This is a genomic window from Collinsella aerofaciens (assembly GCF_015670745.1).
GTDB lineage: Bacteria > Actinomycetota > Coriobacteriia > Coriobacteriales > Coriobacteriaceae > Collinsella > Collinsella aerofaciens_T.
Window position 1 is genome coordinate 43,389 of record NZ_JADPCH010000014.1, and the last position, 16,585, is coordinate 59,973.

Here is a 16,585-nt window from a genome sequence, read left to right on the forward strand (position 1 = left end):
AAGGAAAAACCGCCACAAAGGTGCCTGGCCCCTTTGTGGTGGAAATGACGTTTGCCCAGATAAAACCTGCCAAATTAACCTGTCTTTTTTGGCAGGTTTTAGACCAGATGGTCTTGGATCAGATCGCAGATGGCTCGGGCGTCGTTGATGTTGATGGCTCGGGTCGCAAAACCGGCGTCGAATGCCTGGCGTGCCAGGGCCTCATTGCAGGCAAGGGCCAGCGTGCGACCGTCGACCAGGTCGAGCGAGCTCTTGCCGCGCAGACGGTCAACGCCGGAGCGCGCGACCACGATGTTGTCGAAGCCCTCGGTCTTGTAGCCCTCGATGATCACCACGTCGACATCGTTGTAACGCGACAGCAGCTCGCGCGCGGGCATCTCGTCCTCCTCGCGCGTGTCGGCGTACTCCGCCCAGCGCGTGGCGCAGATGAGGCCCACGTGTTTGGATCCAGCCTGGTGATGGCGCCAGGTGTCCTTAGCGGGCACATCGATATCAAAGCCGTGATGTCCATGATGCTTGAGCGAACCCACGCGCAGGCCGCGGCGGGTGAGCTCGGCGATAACCTTCTCGACGAGCGTGGTCTTGCCCGAGTTCTGGTAGCCGATAAACGCGATCGCGGGGACGGCCGGAGCTGGAACTGCGGGCGCGACGGCGACGGGTGCGCCTGCGGACGCGGCACCGTCAGCGGACACGGCCTCAACGGCAGCGGCCTGACGCTCTGCACGATCCCACACGCCCGAGCGGCCGCCCTCCTTGTGCAGCAGGCGCACGTCGACGATCTCCATGCCGCGATCGACCGCCTTGCACATGTCGTAGATCGTTAGGCACGCAGCACTCGCGCCGGTCAGGGCCTCCATCTCGATACCCGTCTTGCCCGTCACGCCGGCCGTAACCAGTACGTGAAAGCCAACCTGCCCGTCCGCGCGCGCCGGCGCCCAGCCCTCGGGCACGTCATCGACAGGCGTCCCCGCCGGAGCGATGGGCGCAATATCGCACTTGCTCTTGGTAATGAGCAACGGATGGCACATGGGAATGATGTCGCTCGTGCGCTTGATGGCCATGATGCCCGCCACGCGTGCGCAGGCAAGCACGTCGCCCTTTTTGGCGCGGTCCTGCAGCACCATGGCTTGCGTCTCGGGGTGCATGAGGATGGTGCCCTCGGCGATGGCAATGCGATGGGTCTCGGCCTTGTCGGACACGTCGACCATGCGTACCTCGCCCTTGGCGTCCACGTGCGTCAGCTCGTCGCGACGGGCGTCACGGGCGGGCTCGGTGGCAGCGCTGACAGTCGGCCGCGCAGACCCGTCGGCGTTGCCAGCATTCGCCGCAGCCGTGACTTTGTGGGCAGACATCGCGGCCCTGCGAGCGGCCTTGGTGGCATCGGCGTACCTGCTCTTGGCCATATGATCATCCTCCGATTTGGGACATAAATCGTTGCGTGCCCTCAATTATCGCGTGTTCCTGCGGTTTGTGGGCGACAGCATCGCGCCAAATCGAAAGTACCTGCATATCATCACCATGGCGCAGGGCGTCGCGCACCGAATACTCGGCATCGCTGAACAGGCACGGACGCACGTTGCCGTCTGCCGTCAGGCGCAGACGGTTGCAGTTCGCGCAAAAATGATTGGACATGGCGCTAATAAAGCCGACCGTTCCCGCCGCGCCCGGAAAGTGCCAATAGCGCGCAGGGCCCGCGCCGGCAGGAGCGTCGTTGATGTCGAGCGGCTCGAGCTCGCCCAGTCCCACCGCGGCGGCCCCGGCATTGATGCGCGCCCGCAGCTCGTCACTCGGCACGGTGTCGCTCGCGTCCCACAGCTCGGGATTGAGCGCGGGCGCATGCGGGTCCACAGCGCAATGCGAGCTCGTGCGCTCGTCGCCGATGGGCATATATTCGATAAAGCGCAGATGAATGGGGCGGTCGACGGTCAGCCGTGCGAGGGCCGCCACATCCTGGTTGAGCCGACACACTACAACGCAGTTGACCTTAACGGGCTCAAAGCCCCAAGCCAGCGCTGCATCGATGCCGGCCATGGTCTGCTCGAGCCGACCCAGGCGCGTGATCTTTCCAAAGAGCGTAGGGTCAAGCGTATCGAGCGAGATGTTGACGCGGTTAAGTCCGGCATCTTTGAGCCGCGGCGCCAGCTTGGGCAGCAGGGCACCATTGGTGGTGAGCGAGATGTCCTCGATCTGCGGAATCGCACGGATGTCGCGAATGAGCGGGATAATACGGCGGCTGACCAGCGGCTCGCCACCCGTCAGGCGCACGCGGCGAATGCCCTCTCCCGCCACCAGACGCACAAAGCGGGCGATTTCCTCGGCGCTGAGCAGCTCGTCGTGCGCGCGGGGCGCCACGCCATCGGCCGGCATGCAATAGATGCAGCGGAAATTGCACTTGTCGGTAACGGCAATGCGCAGGTAGTTGATATCACGGCCAAAGCCGTCATGTTGCACGTGCCCGTCCACGCAGCCCTCCCCTCGCACTGGCCTTTATTCTTCAGGGAATATAGTACCGCACGGGAAGAATGGGTCGACATGCGTACGACAGGAAAGGTCGCTTCGAGCAAAACGGACTTCCCAAGCCCATCCTCAACATCCAAACCGTCCCAAAAATCGATGATTTTCTTCAATATCAAGAAAAGCATCGATTATTGAGACGGTTTGCCTGCTCACAATACCCCGCAGAAGGGTCAGAACGCCCCTAGAGGCCACCATTCCAGTTGCGAATCACGAATTCCCGCAGGTCATTCTGCCGTTTCTGGAACACCTCGCTTCGGTCGCACTTGAGACCCATAGCGAGCGCGATGGCATTCATCGCCCGGTGCAATTGCAGCTGATGGGCAAACTGAGTCCCGGTGAGAACGATCATCCTAAAGCCCAGCGCGCTCAGCACGGTCATACGCTCCGCATCCGACGCGCTGCGCTGTTTATCAAGATGGTCCGAGCCGTTGTATTCAATCCCCGTACCGCTCGCAGGCGCATATACGTCGATCTCGAAATACCCGGCCTTAGCGAGATATTTGAACTCGTTGGGAACATCGATCCGATGGTTGAGCTCGACCCTGGTGTACCCTAGCCCGCCCTGGGAACGCTTCGCGACGACCATGATTGCGGTGGCCGTCTCCATAGGCGAACGAGCAGCGTCCTTTACACGCTTGAGCAACGAGGCCGCGCGCTTCACGCCTCGACGCGAAGGATTCTGCTCGCAAAAAGCACGCAGGTCGGCGACGGCATATCGTTGCGAGGCCTCAACATAATCATCGCTCGACAGATGGTTAAGGTGATACCGAGCACACACTTCAAATCCGTACTCAAGCTGCTCGAGCTCGCTCATCCACGAGCCCGCCTGGACAAGGCACATGGCCTCATCAACCACCAGAAGACCCTCTGCAACCTCGATAAGATGATCCGAAGGTATGGGCGCCCCAAACACATGGCGTCGGAGACCCGCCGGCCGAGAGCGTTCAAAATCGAAGCTAACCAGCGTATCAATACGGCCGAGTTCCTCTTGAGGAATACCAAGTGAGACCAGATAGTCGGCGACAATCTCGACCGCTGCAGATATCCTCAATCCCTTGGCATCGAGCCCCAATTTGGGGAGGCTCGCAGTCGGCTCCACCTCGCCAGCAAATGAGCCTTCGTCGTATAGGCTGCTTGCCCGTGAGAGCGGCTCTAACGGGCGCGCCGCGTTGTGGTACAGCCAGGCAGTCTTATGGGACAGGACGATCGGCAAGTCCATGAGCTCTCCAATGGGTCGGATAACCAACCTTATTCCCCTGCTCACGGATTCGCACACTTCCACGTACAAGAAAGCATTCCACCCGTACGAGCGACAGAAAAACCGTCCCAAAAATCGATGCTTTTCTTCAATATCGAGAAAAACATCGATAATTGGGACGGTTTAGGGCGAGGTGAGAGGTCGGAGGGCCAGAGCAAGCCGCACTCCGACGGGTTAATCCAGCTCTTTTAAGCCATGCGCTAGCTGCCAGTACTCGCCGCGCTGGGCGAGCAATTCCTCGTGGGTGCCGCGCTCGACGATGCGGCCATGTTCGAGGACCATGATGGCGTCGGCGTCGCGGACGGTGGACAGGCGGTGCGCAATCATAAATGTGGTGCGGCCGCGCATGATGCGGTCCATGCCGCGCTCGATGAGCTTTTCGGTGCGCGTGTCGATGGAGCTTGTTGCCTCGTCCAGGATAAGCACCGGCGGGTCGGCCACGGCCACGCGCGCGATGGCGAGCAGCTGGCGCTGGCCCTGCGACAGGTTGGCGCCATCGGCCGTGACCGGCGTGTCGTACCCTCTAGGCAGGCGGCGGATAAACGAATCCGCGCAGGCAGCCTCGGCGGCGGCGCGCACCTCCTCGTCGGTCGCGTCGAGCTTGCCAAAGCGGATGTTCTGCGCAATGGTGCCGCTAAACAGGTGCGTGTCCTGCAGCACAATGCCGAGCGACCCGCGCAGGCTGGCCTTGGCAATGTGCTTGACGTCGATGCCGTCGTAGGTAATCTCGCCGACATCGACCTCGTAAAAACGGTTGATGAGGTTGGTGATGGTCGTCTTGCCGGCGCCTGTGGAGCCCACAAACGCGATCTTTTGCCCCGGCTTGGCAAACAGGTTGAGGTCCGTGAGCACACGGGTGCCCGGCACGTAGGAAAAGTCCACGTCATGGAAGCGCACGTCGCCGGCAAGCGGGACCAAGCCGCACGTGAGCTCGGTACCGTCGGCAGCCACCGCGCGGCCCGACTCATCAACGGCAGCCACATCATGCAGGCGCCCGTACGCGCCCACGCCCTGGCCCTCGGGAATCTTCCATGCCCACGCGGCGTCGCCCGTCTGCACCAGCTCCACGCAGCCCTCGTCCACCTCGGGCTCAAGATCCATGGCGGCAAACAGGCGCTCGGCGCCGGCCAACGCATTGAGCAAGAAGTTGCCCAGCTGCGTAAACTGGTTGATGGGCATGGCGGCCTGGCGCACAAAGACCAGGTAGCTTGCGAGCGCGCCCACGTCGGCGAGCCCCTTGATGCAGAGTATGCCGCCCGCCACGGCGACGATGGCATAGTTGACGTAGCCAATCACCACGGTCATGGGCACCATGGAGTTGGCATAGCTCACGGCGGCGGTGCCGGTGCGGCGAAGCTCGTCGTTGCGGCAGGTGAAGCCGGCGACATTCGCTGTCTCGCGGTTAAAGACCTTGATGACCTTTTGGCCCGAGACCATCTCTTCGATATATCCGTCCAGGTCGCCAAGCGATGCCTGCTGGGCGGCAAAAAAGCGCTTAGAGCGCGCGCCCGAGTAGCGCGCATACAGCACAATGGCCGCATCGCACACGAGCGTGATAATCGTGAGCTGCCAGTTAAGGATGATGAGCATGGCCGTGGTGCCCACAACCTGAATGGCGGCCTGAATCACGTTGGCAAAGCTGTTGTTGAGCGCCTCGGAGACGGTGTCGACGTCGTTGGTGAAAAAGCTCATGATGTCGCCCGAGCGCGTGCTGTCAAAATAACTGAGCGGCAGCGTCTGGATGTGCGCGAACAGGTCGCGGCGAATATCGGACACCACGCGTTGGGCCGCGCGCACCATGATCTGTGAGTAGCCCAGGGCCGAGAGCACGCCCGCGGCGTAGATGATCGCCGTCAGGATGACCTGCTTGGCAAGCAGTTCCTCCCCGCCCGTGGCCAAACCGTTAACGATGGGGCGCACCATGTAGGTGCCGGCGAGGCTCGCGATGGCGGCGACGGAGGCGAGCACGCCCACCGCGAGCAACGAGAACTTGGCATGCCCCATGTAGGAGAGCAGGCGGCGCACCGTGCGCTTGAGGTCGGCCGGGCGTGCTTGGGCTGCGGTCTTAGGCATGGCGCTCACCCCCTTCCAAAGGTGATCCGCATGCGACGGAGGAAAACGGATCATTCGCGCAGCCACCGTCGTTGCCATCGCCGGCGTCCGCGTTCCCCGCAAACTCCATCTGCGAGGCGTAAATCTCCTGGTATATGTTGTCGCCCGCCAGCAGTTCCTCGTGCGTGCCCACGCCGTGGACACGACCGTCGTCCAGCACCACAATGCGATCGGCATCCATGACACTCGCGATGCGCTGGGCGATGATGAGCACGGTCGCATCGGGAATCCGAGCGATGTGCTCGCGAATCTTTGCGTCGGTCGCCATATCGACCGCGCTGGTGGAGTCATCAAAAATGAGCACGCGCGGATGCTTGAGCAGCGTGCGCGCGATGCACAGACGTTGCTTCTGGCCACCCGAGACACCGGCGCCGCCTTGGCCCAACTCGCCGTCCAGCCCGCCGATGCGATCAAGGAACTCGTCCACGCACGCCGCGCGGCAAGCCGCGAGGAGCTCATCGTCCGATGCCTGCGGATTGCCCCACTGCAGGTTCTCGCGCACGGTGCCCGTGAACAGCACATTCTTTTGCAGCACAATGCCCACAGCGTCGCGCAAGGCGGCGAGGTCGTAGTCGCGCACGTCGCGTCCGCCCACAAGCACGGCGCCTTCGGTGGCGTCGTACAGGCGCGCAATCAGCTGCACAAGCGAGCTCTTGCCCGAGCCCGTGCCGCCGAGGATGCCCACCGTCGAGCCGCTCTCGATGCGAAGGTCGATATGCTCGAGCACATCCTCGGCTGCATCCGCGCGGTATTTAAAGGAAACGTCGCGAAACTCGATACTGCCGTCCGCTGGCGCCGCAGTCGCGAGGTCTCCCGCAGGGTTGGCGATAAAGGGTTCCTCGTCGAGCACCTCGGCGATACGGCCCACACTCGTAAGAGCGCGCGTGAGCAGCAAAAACACGTTGGAAATCATCATGAGCGAGTTCATGATCAGCAGCACGTAGCTCATAAAGCCCGTGAGAGAGCCTACACCCAACTTGCCGGCGAGAATCATGCGGCCGCCAATCCACAGGATGGAGAGCGCAGCCACGTACATCGACAGCTGAAACACCGGCAGGTTGAGCACCGCGCTGCCAAAGGTCTTTGTCGCAGTGCGCGCGAGCTCGGTATTGACGGTGTCGAACTTGGCCTCCTCGTGCTCGGTACGAACGTAGGCCTTGACGGCACGCACGGCGGTGAGGTCCTCCTGTACCACGCCGTTGAGGTGGTCCATCGAGGTCTGGAGTTGGCGGTAGAGCGGACTCACGCGATAGGTGATGACGCCCAGCACGATTGCCAGCACGGGCAAGATGATCGCAAAGACGGTGGCGAGCGGGCGCGACAGCATCAGCGCGTAGATAAGGCCGACGATAAGCGTCACCGGGCCGCGCACCATAGGGCGAAAGCCGTTGCCCACAGCATTTTGGATAACGGTGATGTCCGTGGTCATGCGGGTGACGAGCGAGCTGGCGTCGTAGTTGTCCAGGTTGCCAAAGGCGAGCGTTTGAATCTTTTTGTACTCGGCCTCGCGCAGGTTGGCGCCTAGGCCCGAGGCAACGCGGGCGGACGTGCGGGCATAACCCAAGCCCAGTACCAGCGAAAGCGCAGCGCACACCAACATGTACGCACCCTGTAGCAGCATGTAGTTGATATCACACGCAGGCACGCCCACATCGATGATGTTGGCCATGATGACCGGGATAAACAGCTCGAGCACCGTCTCGACCGACACAAAGAACACGCCGAGGATGGCATCGCGACGGTATGCCCCTAGATAGGAAAACAGTATTTTGAGATTGCGCACGCAGGTTCAACCCCCATCAAACGTTGTTCGCAAACGCACGTATTATTGCGCGCCGAATAATGGTGTCAAGTATTCCGAAATCGTTTTCTGCAAGGTTAGCGCCGGCGGCGAGTTCTCGTGATGTGTGTCCATATTCACTCGGAATAATGGTGCGCGAGACTTTTTTCGCTCCGGCGTCAACACAAACCTTGACTCTACAATCGTTGTAGGGTTTTCACTACACTGGTAGCTAAACGAACCAAGCCAGAAAGCCCCGCCCATGGAACACGACCTCACACGCGGCAATGTCCTTAAGACCATCGCGGTCTTTGCCCTGCCCTATATGCTCTCGTACTTTTTGCAGATGCTCTACGGCATGGCCGACCTGTACATGATGGGGCAGTTTAGCGGCGCCGCCGGCATCACCGCCGTGGGTAATGGCGCGCAGACGCTCTATATCATTACCGTGACGCTCGTGGGCCTGGCCATGGGAACGACGGTCATCGTCGGCCACGCCGTGGGCTCGCGTCGCTTCGACCGCGCCGAGACCGCCATCGGCAACACCATCACGCTCTTTATGGGTGTCTCGGTGGTGCTGGCCGCTATCCTGCTCGCACTGTGCCCGCAAATCGTGGCGCTCATTGGCACGCCGGCCGAGGCAGTCGAAGGAACCGCCGCCTACCTGCGTATCTGCTTTGTCGGCATTCCGTTTATCGCCGCATACAACATTCTTTCGGCCATCTTTCGCGGGCTGGGCGATTCGCGCTCGCCCATGTACGTGATCGGCGTGGCGTGCATCATTAACATCGCGCTCGATTTTCTGTTTATCGGGCACATGGGGCTCGGCCCCGTGGGCGCGGCGCTCGGCACGGTAACCGCCCAGACGGCCAGCGTTGCCCTCGCACTCGTGTGGCTCAAGAGCCGCCGCACGAACATCCACGTTAAGCGCAGCGACCTGCGCCCCCAGCCCGAGGTGCTCGGCAGCATTCTTAAGATCGGCGTGCCCGTGGCCGTGCAGGACGGCTGCATCCAGGTGGCGTTTATGTTCATCACCGTCATTGCCAACCACCGAGGGCTCGTCGACGCCGCCGCCGTGGGCCTGGTCGAGAAGATGATCAGCTTTTTGTTCATTGTGCCGAGTTCCATGGGTGCCACCGTCAGCGCGCTCACGGCGCAAAACGCCGGCGCGGGCAAGGGCGACCGCGCATGTCAGGTGCTTAAAGACGCCATGACGATCTCGGTGGTGTACGGCTGCCTGATCACGGTGCTGATGTGGCTGGTGGCGCCGGCGTTTATCGGCTTTTTTGCCAAGGACTCTGCGGTGGTCGCGGCCGGCACCGGCTATATGCGCAGCTATATTTTCGACGCGATTTTTGCCGGCATCCACATTTGCTTTAGCGGCTTTTTCGCTGCGTATGGCAAGAGCTACATCGGCTTTGCGCACAACGTGCTGGCCGTGGCGCTCATTCGCGTGCCGGGCGCGTGGCTGCTGTCGAACGCCTATTCCGACACGCTGTTTCCCATGGGCATCGCTTCGCCGTGCGGGTCGATTCTGTCGGCAGTCATCTGTGTTGTCGCGTTTACCGTGCTCAACCGACGCGGGGCTTTTGACAAGTTGGCAGCGTAGCGGGGCAACGTGAGATTGCCCTGATCGACGACATCATCAGCGACGATCCCACAACCTACGTGACGCAGATCACGGTGCCGGTTGCCCCGTCCAAATAAGAACTGCCCAGAAAACGTTCGGCTGAAAGCAGAATCTTGACGTTATAGGCCATATTTTGCCTCAAGGTCATCGAGAGCCTCAAAGGCATCACGCGCCATGCCAGCAGTACGCTCCCGCTCGGCCACAGCTATACGAGCCATCAGACGAGCCTTAGCCTGTTCCTGAACCATGAAGTCATAGTCTTCAGATCGAAGTACAACAAATTTGCTATAGCCGTTTTTTGTAACAGTCACTGGACCAGGAGCCTCCCAACAAGCTCGCCAAACGCCGGGGACAATCCCCGATATGGCGGTTTTACTCCTCCGGAATCGGAAACGCGCGGATGAACTCTGCGGGCGAGAAGGTCTTGATGGTCGAGCGCACAAAAGCGGCGCGATCGCGCGTGATGATAAAGTCCACGCCGGCACGCTCGGCCATCGCGCGGATACAGCCGTCCTCAAAGTCTGGCTCATCGGAATAGGCGGAGGTAAAACAAGCTTCTTGGTCGAGAGGCTCTACCGAGTAGCTCTTAAGACAGTCGCGCACTACCTCGCGGGCGCGCGCCTCGCCTGCCTGTTTAGTGAGAATGTAGTACGCGTCCTTGAGAGAGCAGGCCGAAACAACACCCTCTATAAGTCCCACGTCAACGAGCCCCTTGGTCGTTTGCGCCGCCCCATGCTCCGGCCGGCCCGGCAGCACGCAATCGAGCAGAAAATTGGTATCGAGAAATGCCCTCATAGGTAGCGCTCCCTCGCGACGCGCTTTTCATCTTCAACCGTCATCGTATCGAGCGGCGTTCCCTTTGGCATGCTAGCCACGATATCGAGATACTCCTGGTAATCCTCATTCTCCGCGAGCATCTCACGGATCTCCTTCCAGGTGATCTTGGGATGCCACATCGTACCCACGTCGCGCTTGGGCTTGTCCGAGCCGCGCGTCGGCTTTGCACCCCCGCGCTCCTGGGCAGCATCATATTCCACCGTAACTGGACCTTCATAGTCGAGCGGCACGATCTTGAACAACGGCTTGCTCCGCTTGAAGACCACAACCTCCTCGCCCTCATTGGCAACCCTTTCGGCCACCTGTGTAAGGTTTTGGCGCAGTTCCGAAAACGCGACGGTAACCATAGCGGCTCCTCTCAACATATATCTTCACTGCTAAGTATACACGTTAATGTTAATGTTAACGTGTATAAAACTCATCACAATGGGGCAGCCCCGTTGTGAGACCTCACTGCGGGGCCCCTTTGCCTTGTATGAATCTTCTATCGCTCCGGAACGACACCGCTCCGCAGGGTCACCCTCAGCAACCTACATGACGCAAATCATGCTGCCCGCCACCACGCCCAAATAAAAACCTCCCGGAAAGTATCAACCTTTCCGGGAGGTTTTCTAATTTGATTATCGATGTCCTAAGCCTGGGGCACCTGACCAGTAGCCAAGATTTGCTCGAGTGCGTCCTCGTCCAGCACGGGTACGCCCAGCTGCTCGGCCTTGGTGAGCTTGGAGCCCGCTTTGGGGCCGGCAACCAGGTAGCTCGTCTTCTTTGACACACTGCCCGAAACCTTGGCGCCGAGCACCTTGAGCGCCGCGCCTGCCTCGTCGCGCGTGCGGTTGATGAGCGTGCCGGTGAGCACGAAGGTCAGACCCGCGAGCGGCTGTGCGTCGGCGAGCTCGCCTGCCACGCCAGCGTCGGCTGCGGCTTGCGCATGAGCGGCGCCCAAGTCGACCTCGAGAGACAGGCCCGCTTGGCGCAGACGCTCCAGCACGGCAAGATTTTCGGGCACGGCCAGGAACTGCTTGACGCTCGCCGCAATCTTGGGGCCAATGCCCTCGCACTCGGCAATATCCTCTTCGCTCGCCAAGATGAGCTTGTCAATCGACAGGAATCGCTCGGCGATGACCTCGCCCACGCTCTTGCCCACGTGGCGGATACCCAGGGCAAACAGCACACGACCGAGCGGCTGGCTCTTGGACTTGTTGAGCTCGGCGATGATTTTCTCAGCCGTCTTGAGGCCCACCGGAATGGGGTCGCCCTTCTTGACGCCCTTTTTGCTGTTGGAGCTGGCATAGGTGCGCCCCGTGTCCAGGCCGGCGATATCGTCGACCGTGAGCTGGTAGAAGTCTGCGACGTCGTGAATCAGCCCGGCGGCGATCATCTTGTTGACAATCTCGTCGCCTAGGCCGTCGACGTCCATGCAGCCGCGGCTCACCCAGTGGAGCAGGCGCTCCTTGAGCTGCGCGGGACAGTCGATGGAGACGCAGCGGTAAGCCACCTCGCCGTCCTCGTGGACAACGGGGCTGCCGCACACGGGGCAGACCTCGGGCATGTGCCAGTCGACCGAATCGACCGGGCGCTTGTCGAGCACCGGGCCCACAACCTCGGGGATTACGTCGCCCGCCTTGTGCACGATGATAGTGTCGCCCTCGCGCACGTTTTTGCGGCGGATCTCGTCGATGTTGTGCAGCGTGGCGCGCGCGATGGTGGAGCCGGCGACCGTCACCGGGTCGAACTCGGCGACCGGTGTGAGCACACCGGTGCGGCCCACCTGGATGCGAATTTCGCGCAGGACGGTCTGCTTTTCCTCGGGCGGAAACTTAAAGGCAATGGCCCAGCGCGGCGCGCGGGCGGTAAAGCCCAGGTCGAGCTGCTGCTGGAAGCTGTCGACCTTTACGACCACGCCGTCGATGTCGTAGTCCAAGTCGCCGCGGTGCTCGAGGGCCTGGGCGCAGAACTCGTGGACCTCGGCCGGCGTGGCGCAGCGTGCCACGTTGGGGTTGACGCTAAAGCCGGCGCTACGCAGCCAATCGAGAAACTCACGCTGGCTGTGGACGTGCAACGGGTCGGTATCGGCGATGGCATAGATAAAGGTGGCCAGGTCGCGGCGCGCCGTGACCTTGGGGTCCTTTTGGCGCAGGCTGCCGGCGGCGGCGTTGCGCGGGTTGGCGAAGGGGTCGCGGCCCTCGGCATCGGCCTCTTCATTCAGACGCACAAAGCTGCCCTTGGGCATATAGACCTCGCCGCGTACCTCAATGGTGCGCTCGCGGTCGGCGCCCATGTGGGCGAGCGCCGGCTCGGACAGGTGCATGGGCACATCCTTGATAGTACGGACGTTGAGCGACACGTCCTCGCCCGTGGTGCCATCGCCACGTGTGGCTGCGCGTACGAAGGTGCCGTTTTGGTAAGTAAGGGCCACGCCCAGACCGTCGATCTTAAGCTCGCAGGTATAGGTGACGCTACCGGCACCGAGGGCATCCTCAGTGCGCTGGAGCCACGCGTCGAGTTCGTCCAGGTCCATGGCATCGTCCATGGAATACATGCGCGCCATATGCGTGACCGGCGTAAACTGCTCGCTCACGTAGCCGCCCACGCGCTGGGTATAGCTATCGGGCGTCACCAGGTCGGGGTAGGTGGCCTCGATTTCCTGCAGTTCAACGAGCATTTTGTCGAAGGCGGCGTCCGTGATCTCGGGCGCATCGAGCATGTAGTAGCGATAGGCGTGGTAGTCGAGCTCGTGGCGCAGTTCGGCCGCGCGCGCTGCCGCCTGGGCACGGGCATCGGTCGGTGCGGTGGCTTCCGCGGTCGCGGGCGTTTCGGTATCGATGTCCACGCCGTCACCAAACAGGCTCGATTGCTCCATAGCGGCACTCCTTCGCTCGATTTCAAACGGATACAAGAGTACCACCGGTCGCAATGAGGCCGAATAGCGGTCTCAAACCGCACCGAATCGGCAGCCGCCAGACTGGGGTGGACAGTTAGTTCAGATACGTATAAATCCTAGAGCTAAATCAGGCACGAACACCCCTGTTTCGACGAATTCGGGCTCCTCGAGACCATGTAAACGTCCCACTCTCCCTTCCAAACACCCATTCGAGCCCCATCCCAATCAAAAATTGCTCAAAACGCATTCCAAGCTGTCCCAGATTTATACGTATCTGAACTAACTGTCCAGACCATTACGAACCAGGCCTCTTGTCAGCCCCAAGTGATCCGTTTTCCTCCGTCCCCAACGGATCAATAAGAAAAGAGGGGGGCTGTCCCGCGTTGATGGGACAGCCCCCCTGGCATCGGTATGTGCGATACAGCTCGTTAGAAACCCTGGCCGTAGCCCTGGCCCTGGCCCTGCTGGCCTAGCAGCTCCTCCAGGTACTGGCGCAGCTGCTCGTCGGTAATACCACCGTTGCCGGTGTCGGTCGAACTGTCGTCCTGCTGCTGGTTCTGCAGCTCTTCATCGGAGCCCAGCTCGACGGTGACCTTCTTCTCTTCCTTGCCGCGCATAAGCGTGATCTCGACCTTCTCGCCCACCTCGTGGCTGCGCAGCGCGATGATCAGGCCATCGGCGCTCGTGATTTCGTCGTCGCCCAGCTTGGTGATGACGTCGCCCTCCTGAATGCCGGCCTTGGCAGCAGGACCGTCCTCGACGACGCTCGCCACATACGCGCCGCTATCGGTGCTCAGCTTGTTGGTGCGGGCGTTGAGCGCATTGACGCTCGAAAGCGTAGCGCCCATGTACGGATGCACCGGCGTCTTGCCGTCGATAATCTGGTCGGCAATGTTCTTGGCGTAGTTAACGGGAATAGCAAAGCCCACGCCCGAGCTGGAGCCCGAATAGCTCTCGATGAGCGAGTTGATGCCCACCAGCTCACCATTGTCGTTAACGAGCGCGCCACCCGAGTTGCCCGGGTTGATGGCGGCATCGGTCTGGATCATGTTGGCATAGATGGTGTTACCGCTGGTAGAGCTCATGGCCGTGGAGCGGTAGAGCGCCGACACAATACCCGTGGAGACAGACTGCTCGTTGCCGAACGGCGAACCGATTGCCATGACCCACTCGCCCACGTTGAGCTTGGAGGAATCACCGATCTCGATCGGCGTGAGCTTGGAGGCGTCGGCGTCCTTGAGCTTGATGACGGCCAGGTCGCTCGAGGCATCGTTGCCCACGAACTCGGCCTCGTACGTGGTTCCGTCGTCCATGGTAACCACGTACTGGTCATAGCCATCGACCACGTGGTTGTTGGTGAGGATGTGGCCCTCGGTATCGAGCACTACGCCCGAACCGACGCTGCCCGAGCTGTCCGACTCGTCGGCAGACTGCGAAAGCGAGCCATTCTGGCTGCCGCTCGAAGTGGCGGTGATGGAAACCACGGAGGGCAATGCCTTGGCAGAAACGGCCTCGGCCAGCGTGGTGTCCTCGGAGTCGATCGTGATCTTTTGCGTCGATGAACCCGAAGCGCCCGCCGTCACGGCATTCTTGCCGCCACCGATATCGAGCGTGCCGCTCATAATGAGCGCGATGACCAGCAGGGCGCCGCAGGCACAGCCGGCGAGTGCCGTAATAAAGATCGGCAGCTTTTTGGTCTTGGTCTTGACCACCGTGTGCTTGTTCACGACCTGTTGGCCGCCCAGCGGCTTGCCGGTCTGTGTGTCGTAGGCCTGCACGTAGGGAATGTTGCTACCGGCAGGCGTCGACTCCACCTGCACACGTGGCTGCTGCTGGGTCTCGCCGGCGTTGCCCGCGTCCTGGGGACGCTGGGAATCGTTCTCGCTCATAGCTGCGATCCTTTCGTCTAATAACCAAAGGCCCGCCAAACATGTGGCGGGCCATCATTGTTCACGTTGAGTTGTACCCCAATATGCGGGCACAAGTGTATGAGAACGCAATCTTTTAGGAAGGCTTAAGTTCTGCTGCAGATTCGAGAGGAACCCGCACCCGCGTCAAAACCACCACAAAGGTGCCTGTGAACTGCGCCCCGAAACTTGGACTGAATAAATAGCGACTACGCCGCAAGGGCCCGGTTCCGGAACTCCTCCGGCGTCAGGCCCTTCAATTTTACCTGCCTGCGCCGCGTGTTCCAATGGGCTATGTACTCCTCCAGGTCGCGCTTGAAGTCCTCGAAGCTGCCCCACTCCCTGCCGCGGTAGAACTCGTCCTTCACGTGGCCGAAGAGCTGCTCGGTGGCGGCGTTGTCGATGCAGTTCCCCTTGCGCGACATGCTCTGGGTGATGCCCGCCCCCTCCAGCCTGGAGGTGTAGGACTCGTGCTGGTACTGCCAGCCCATGTCCGAGTGCATGGTCGGCGCCGCCCCGCCGGGCAGGGCCTCGAGGAGCCGGTCGAGCATCCTGTGCTGCTGGGCGAGGTCCGGCGAGGTCGATATGTCGCTCGCCACGATCTCCTTCGTGCAGAAGTCGAGCACCGGGGCCCAGTAGGCCTTGGCGCCGGCGACCTTGAACTCGGTGACGTCGGTGCCGAGCTTCTGCCACGGCCCGTCGGCGCCGAAGTCCCTCGCGATGACGTTCTCGAACGTGCTCCCCACGAGCCCCCTGTAGGAGCTGTACCGGCGGCGGGAGCCCCGGCGGCGTATCCCGCACCGGATGCCCATCTCGCGCATCATCTTGAGCACGGTCTTGTCGGCCACGACCGCGCCCAGCTCGGCGCGCAGGCACATGGCTATCTGCCGGTGCCCGCAGCCATTGGCGGTGCGCGAGAATATCTCGGCCGCGGCGTCGCGCAGCTCGGGCCTGGTCGGCCTCCGCGGGTGCGCCAGCGCGTAGTAGTAGGTCGACCTCCTGAGCCCCGAGCACTCCAGCAGGTGGCGCAGGGAGTGCCCCTCCGCGCGCAGCGCCCTCACCGCCTCGGCCGCCGCCCTGGTCAGAGCCAGTCCCGCTCGACCAGGGCGCGCAATTTTTTTAGGTAGGCGACCTCGGCCTCGAGCCTGCGGCAGCGCTCCTCGAGCTCCTGCTCGCGGGTGCGGGCCCGGGGCTTCGACCTCGACCCCCTCGGCCTGCCCTTCGGGCCGGGCCGCAGCGCCTCGGCGCCGCCCTCGCGGTAGAGCCTGCACCAGCGCTCCAGCGGGGACTTCGACCTGATCCCGAACTCGGCCATGGCGTCGGTCTTCGCCATCCCGCCGTCGACCACGGCCGACGCCGCGGCGACCCTCTGCTCGAATGTGTACCTGGATTGTTTCCCGCCCATGGACAGCAGCGCCTCGCTTCCGAACGCCCGGTATACCCACTGCCATTCTCTCACGGTCTCGCGGGGGACGGACAGGGTCTCGGCCGCCGGCTTGCAGCCGACGCCGGCGTCGAAGAGCTCGACGGCCCGCCTCCTGGACTCCAGGTCGTGCTTCACCCTGAGGTCTATACTCATGGAAAACTGGAGTGGGAAGGATAAACTGGACTTTCTTTTAAGGATCCTCAAGCGTATTGCCGCTCGTATTCCACTGGAGACATG

The 16,585-nt window shown here is 61.8% G+C and carries 13 protein-coding genes; 1 reads left to right on the plus strand and 12 read right to left on the minus strand.

Features of this window, described 5'->3' with window-relative positions:
• Positions 1-98: 98 nt before the first annotated feature.
• The 5 genes from mobB to I4W07_RS06365 form a co-directional block, all read right to left on the minus strand.
• A complete protein-coding gene (gene mobB, locus I4W07_RS09365) occupies positions 99-1,403 on the minus strand; it encodes a molybdopterin-guanine dinucleotide biosynthesis protein B (RefSeq protein WP_196025996.1) in 1,305 nt (434 codons plus the stop codon).
• Positions 1,404-1,407: 4 nt separating this feature from the next.
• A complete protein-coding gene (gene moaA, locus I4W07_RS06350; protein ID WP_271739767.1) occupies positions 1,408-2,463 on the minus strand; it encodes a GTP 3',8-cyclase MoaA in 1,056 nt (351 codons plus the stop codon).
• Positions 2,464-2,698: 235 nt separating this feature from the next.
• Positions 2,699-3,736, minus strand: coding sequence for a hypothetical protein (locus I4W07_RS06355; protein ID WP_196025997.1), 1,038 nt, complete (start codon positions 3,734-3,736; stop codon positions 2,699-2,701).
• Between the two features lie 213 nt (positions 3,737-3,949).
• Positions 3,950-5,848: an ABC transporter ATP-binding protein gene (locus I4W07_RS06360; RefSeq protein WP_196025998.1), complete on the minus strand. Its 1,899-nt coding sequence runs from the start codon at positions 5,846-5,848 to the stop codon at positions 3,950-3,952.
• Positions 5,841-7,670 carry an ABC transporter ATP-binding protein gene (locus I4W07_RS06365; protein WP_196025999.1) on the minus strand — a complete coding sequence of 610 codons (1,830 nt, stop codon included), beginning with the start codon at positions 7,668-7,670 and terminating at the stop codon, positions 5,841-5,843. Before I4W07_RS06365 ends, I4W07_RS06360 begins: the two co-directional genes overlap by 8 nt.
• 259 nt (positions 7,671-7,929) lie before the next feature.
• On the opposite strand from I4W07_RS06365, the gene I4W07_RS06370 reads away from it, so the two are divergent.
• On the plus strand, positions 7,930-9,276 hold the full coding sequence (locus I4W07_RS06370) for an MATE family efflux transporter (protein WP_195246041.1): 1,347 nt from the start codon (positions 7,930-7,932) through the stop codon (positions 9,274-9,276).
• Between the two features lie 140 nt (positions 9,277-9,416).
• Here I4W07_RS06370 and I4W07_RS09250 read toward each other — a convergent pair whose 3' ends face one another.
• The 7 genes from I4W07_RS09250 to I4W07_RS06405 form a co-directional block, all read right to left on the minus strand.
• Complete coding sequence (locus tag I4W07_RS09250) at positions 9,417-9,545, minus strand: hypothetical protein (RefSeq protein WP_255413492.1); 129 nt, start codon at positions 9,543-9,545, stop codon at positions 9,417-9,419.
• Between the two features lie 124 nt (positions 9,546-9,669).
• A complete protein-coding gene (locus I4W07_RS06380; protein ID WP_195568424.1) occupies positions 9,670-10,092 on the minus strand; it encodes a PIN domain-containing protein in 423 nt (140 codons plus the stop codon).
• Positions 10,089-10,481: a type II toxin-antitoxin system Phd/YefM family antitoxin gene (locus I4W07_RS06385; protein WP_196026000.1), complete on the minus strand. Its 393-nt coding sequence runs from the start codon at positions 10,479-10,481 to the stop codon at positions 10,089-10,091. Before I4W07_RS06385 ends, I4W07_RS06380 begins: the two co-directional genes overlap by 4 nt.
• 284 nt (positions 10,482-10,765) lie before the next feature.
• The gene (gene ligA / locus I4W07_RS06390) at positions 10,766-12,994 is read right to left on the minus strand and encodes an NAD-dependent DNA ligase LigA (RefSeq protein ID WP_196026001.1); all 2,229 of its coding nucleotides are present in this window, start codon (positions 12,992-12,994) and stop codon (positions 10,766-10,768) included.
• Positions 12,995-13,443: 449 nt separating this feature from the next.
• Complete coding sequence (locus I4W07_RS06395) at positions 13,444-14,904, minus strand: S1C family serine protease (protein WP_196026002.1); 1,461 nt, start codon at positions 14,902-14,904, stop codon at positions 13,444-13,446.
• A gap of 227 nt (positions 14,905-15,131) precedes the next feature.
• Positions 15,132-15,983: an IS3 family transposase gene (locus tag I4W07_RS06400; RefSeq protein WP_271739768.1), complete on the minus strand. Its 852-nt coding sequence runs from the start codon at positions 15,981-15,983 to the stop codon at positions 15,132-15,134.
• Between the two features lie 20 nt (positions 15,984-16,003).
• Positions 16,004-16,585 (minus strand): helix-turn-helix domain-containing protein (locus tag I4W07_RS06405; RefSeq protein ID WP_230317515.1); only part of this gene is annotated, 582 nt, incomplete at its 5' end.

What these genes read in the sequence shown, in the direction of transcription:
- I4W07_RS06380 (WP_195568424.1), bottom strand. Translation starts at nt 10,092, where the DNA reads ATGAGGGCATTTCTCGATACCAATTTTCTGCTCGATTGCGTGCTGCCG.
- I4W07_RS09250 (WP_255413492.1), bottom strand. Translation starts at nt 9,545, where the DNA reads ATGGTTCAGGAACAGGCTAAGGCTCGTCTGATGGCTCGTATAGCTGTG.
- I4W07_RS06370 (WP_195246041.1), top strand. Translation starts at nt 7,930, where the DNA reads ATGGAACACGACCTCACACGCGGCAATGTCCTTAAGACCATCGCGGTC.
- ligA (WP_196026001.1), bottom strand. Translation starts at nt 12,994, where the DNA reads ATGGAGCAATCGAGCCTGTTTGGTGACGGCGTGGACATCGATACCGAA.
- I4W07_RS06385 (WP_196026000.1), bottom strand. Translation starts at nt 10,481, where the DNA reads ATGGTTACCGTCGCGTTTTCGGAACTGCGCCAAAACCTTACACAGGTG.
- I4W07_RS06355 (WP_196025997.1), bottom strand. Translation starts at nt 3,736, where the DNA reads ATGGACTTGCCGATCGTCCTGTCCCATAAGACTGCCTGGCTGTACCAC.
- I4W07_RS06360 (WP_196025998.1), bottom strand. Translation starts at nt 5,848, where the DNA reads ATGCCTAAGACCGCAGCCCAAGCACGCCCGGCCGACCTCAAGCGCACG.
- I4W07_RS06395 (WP_196026002.1), bottom strand. Translation starts at nt 14,904, where the DNA reads ATGAGCGAGAACGATTCCCAGCGTCCCCAGGACGCGGGCAACGCCGGC.
- mobB (WP_196025996.1), bottom strand. Translation starts at nt 1,403, where the DNA reads ATGGCCAAGAGCAGGTACGCCGATGCCACCAAGGCCGCTCGCAGGGCC.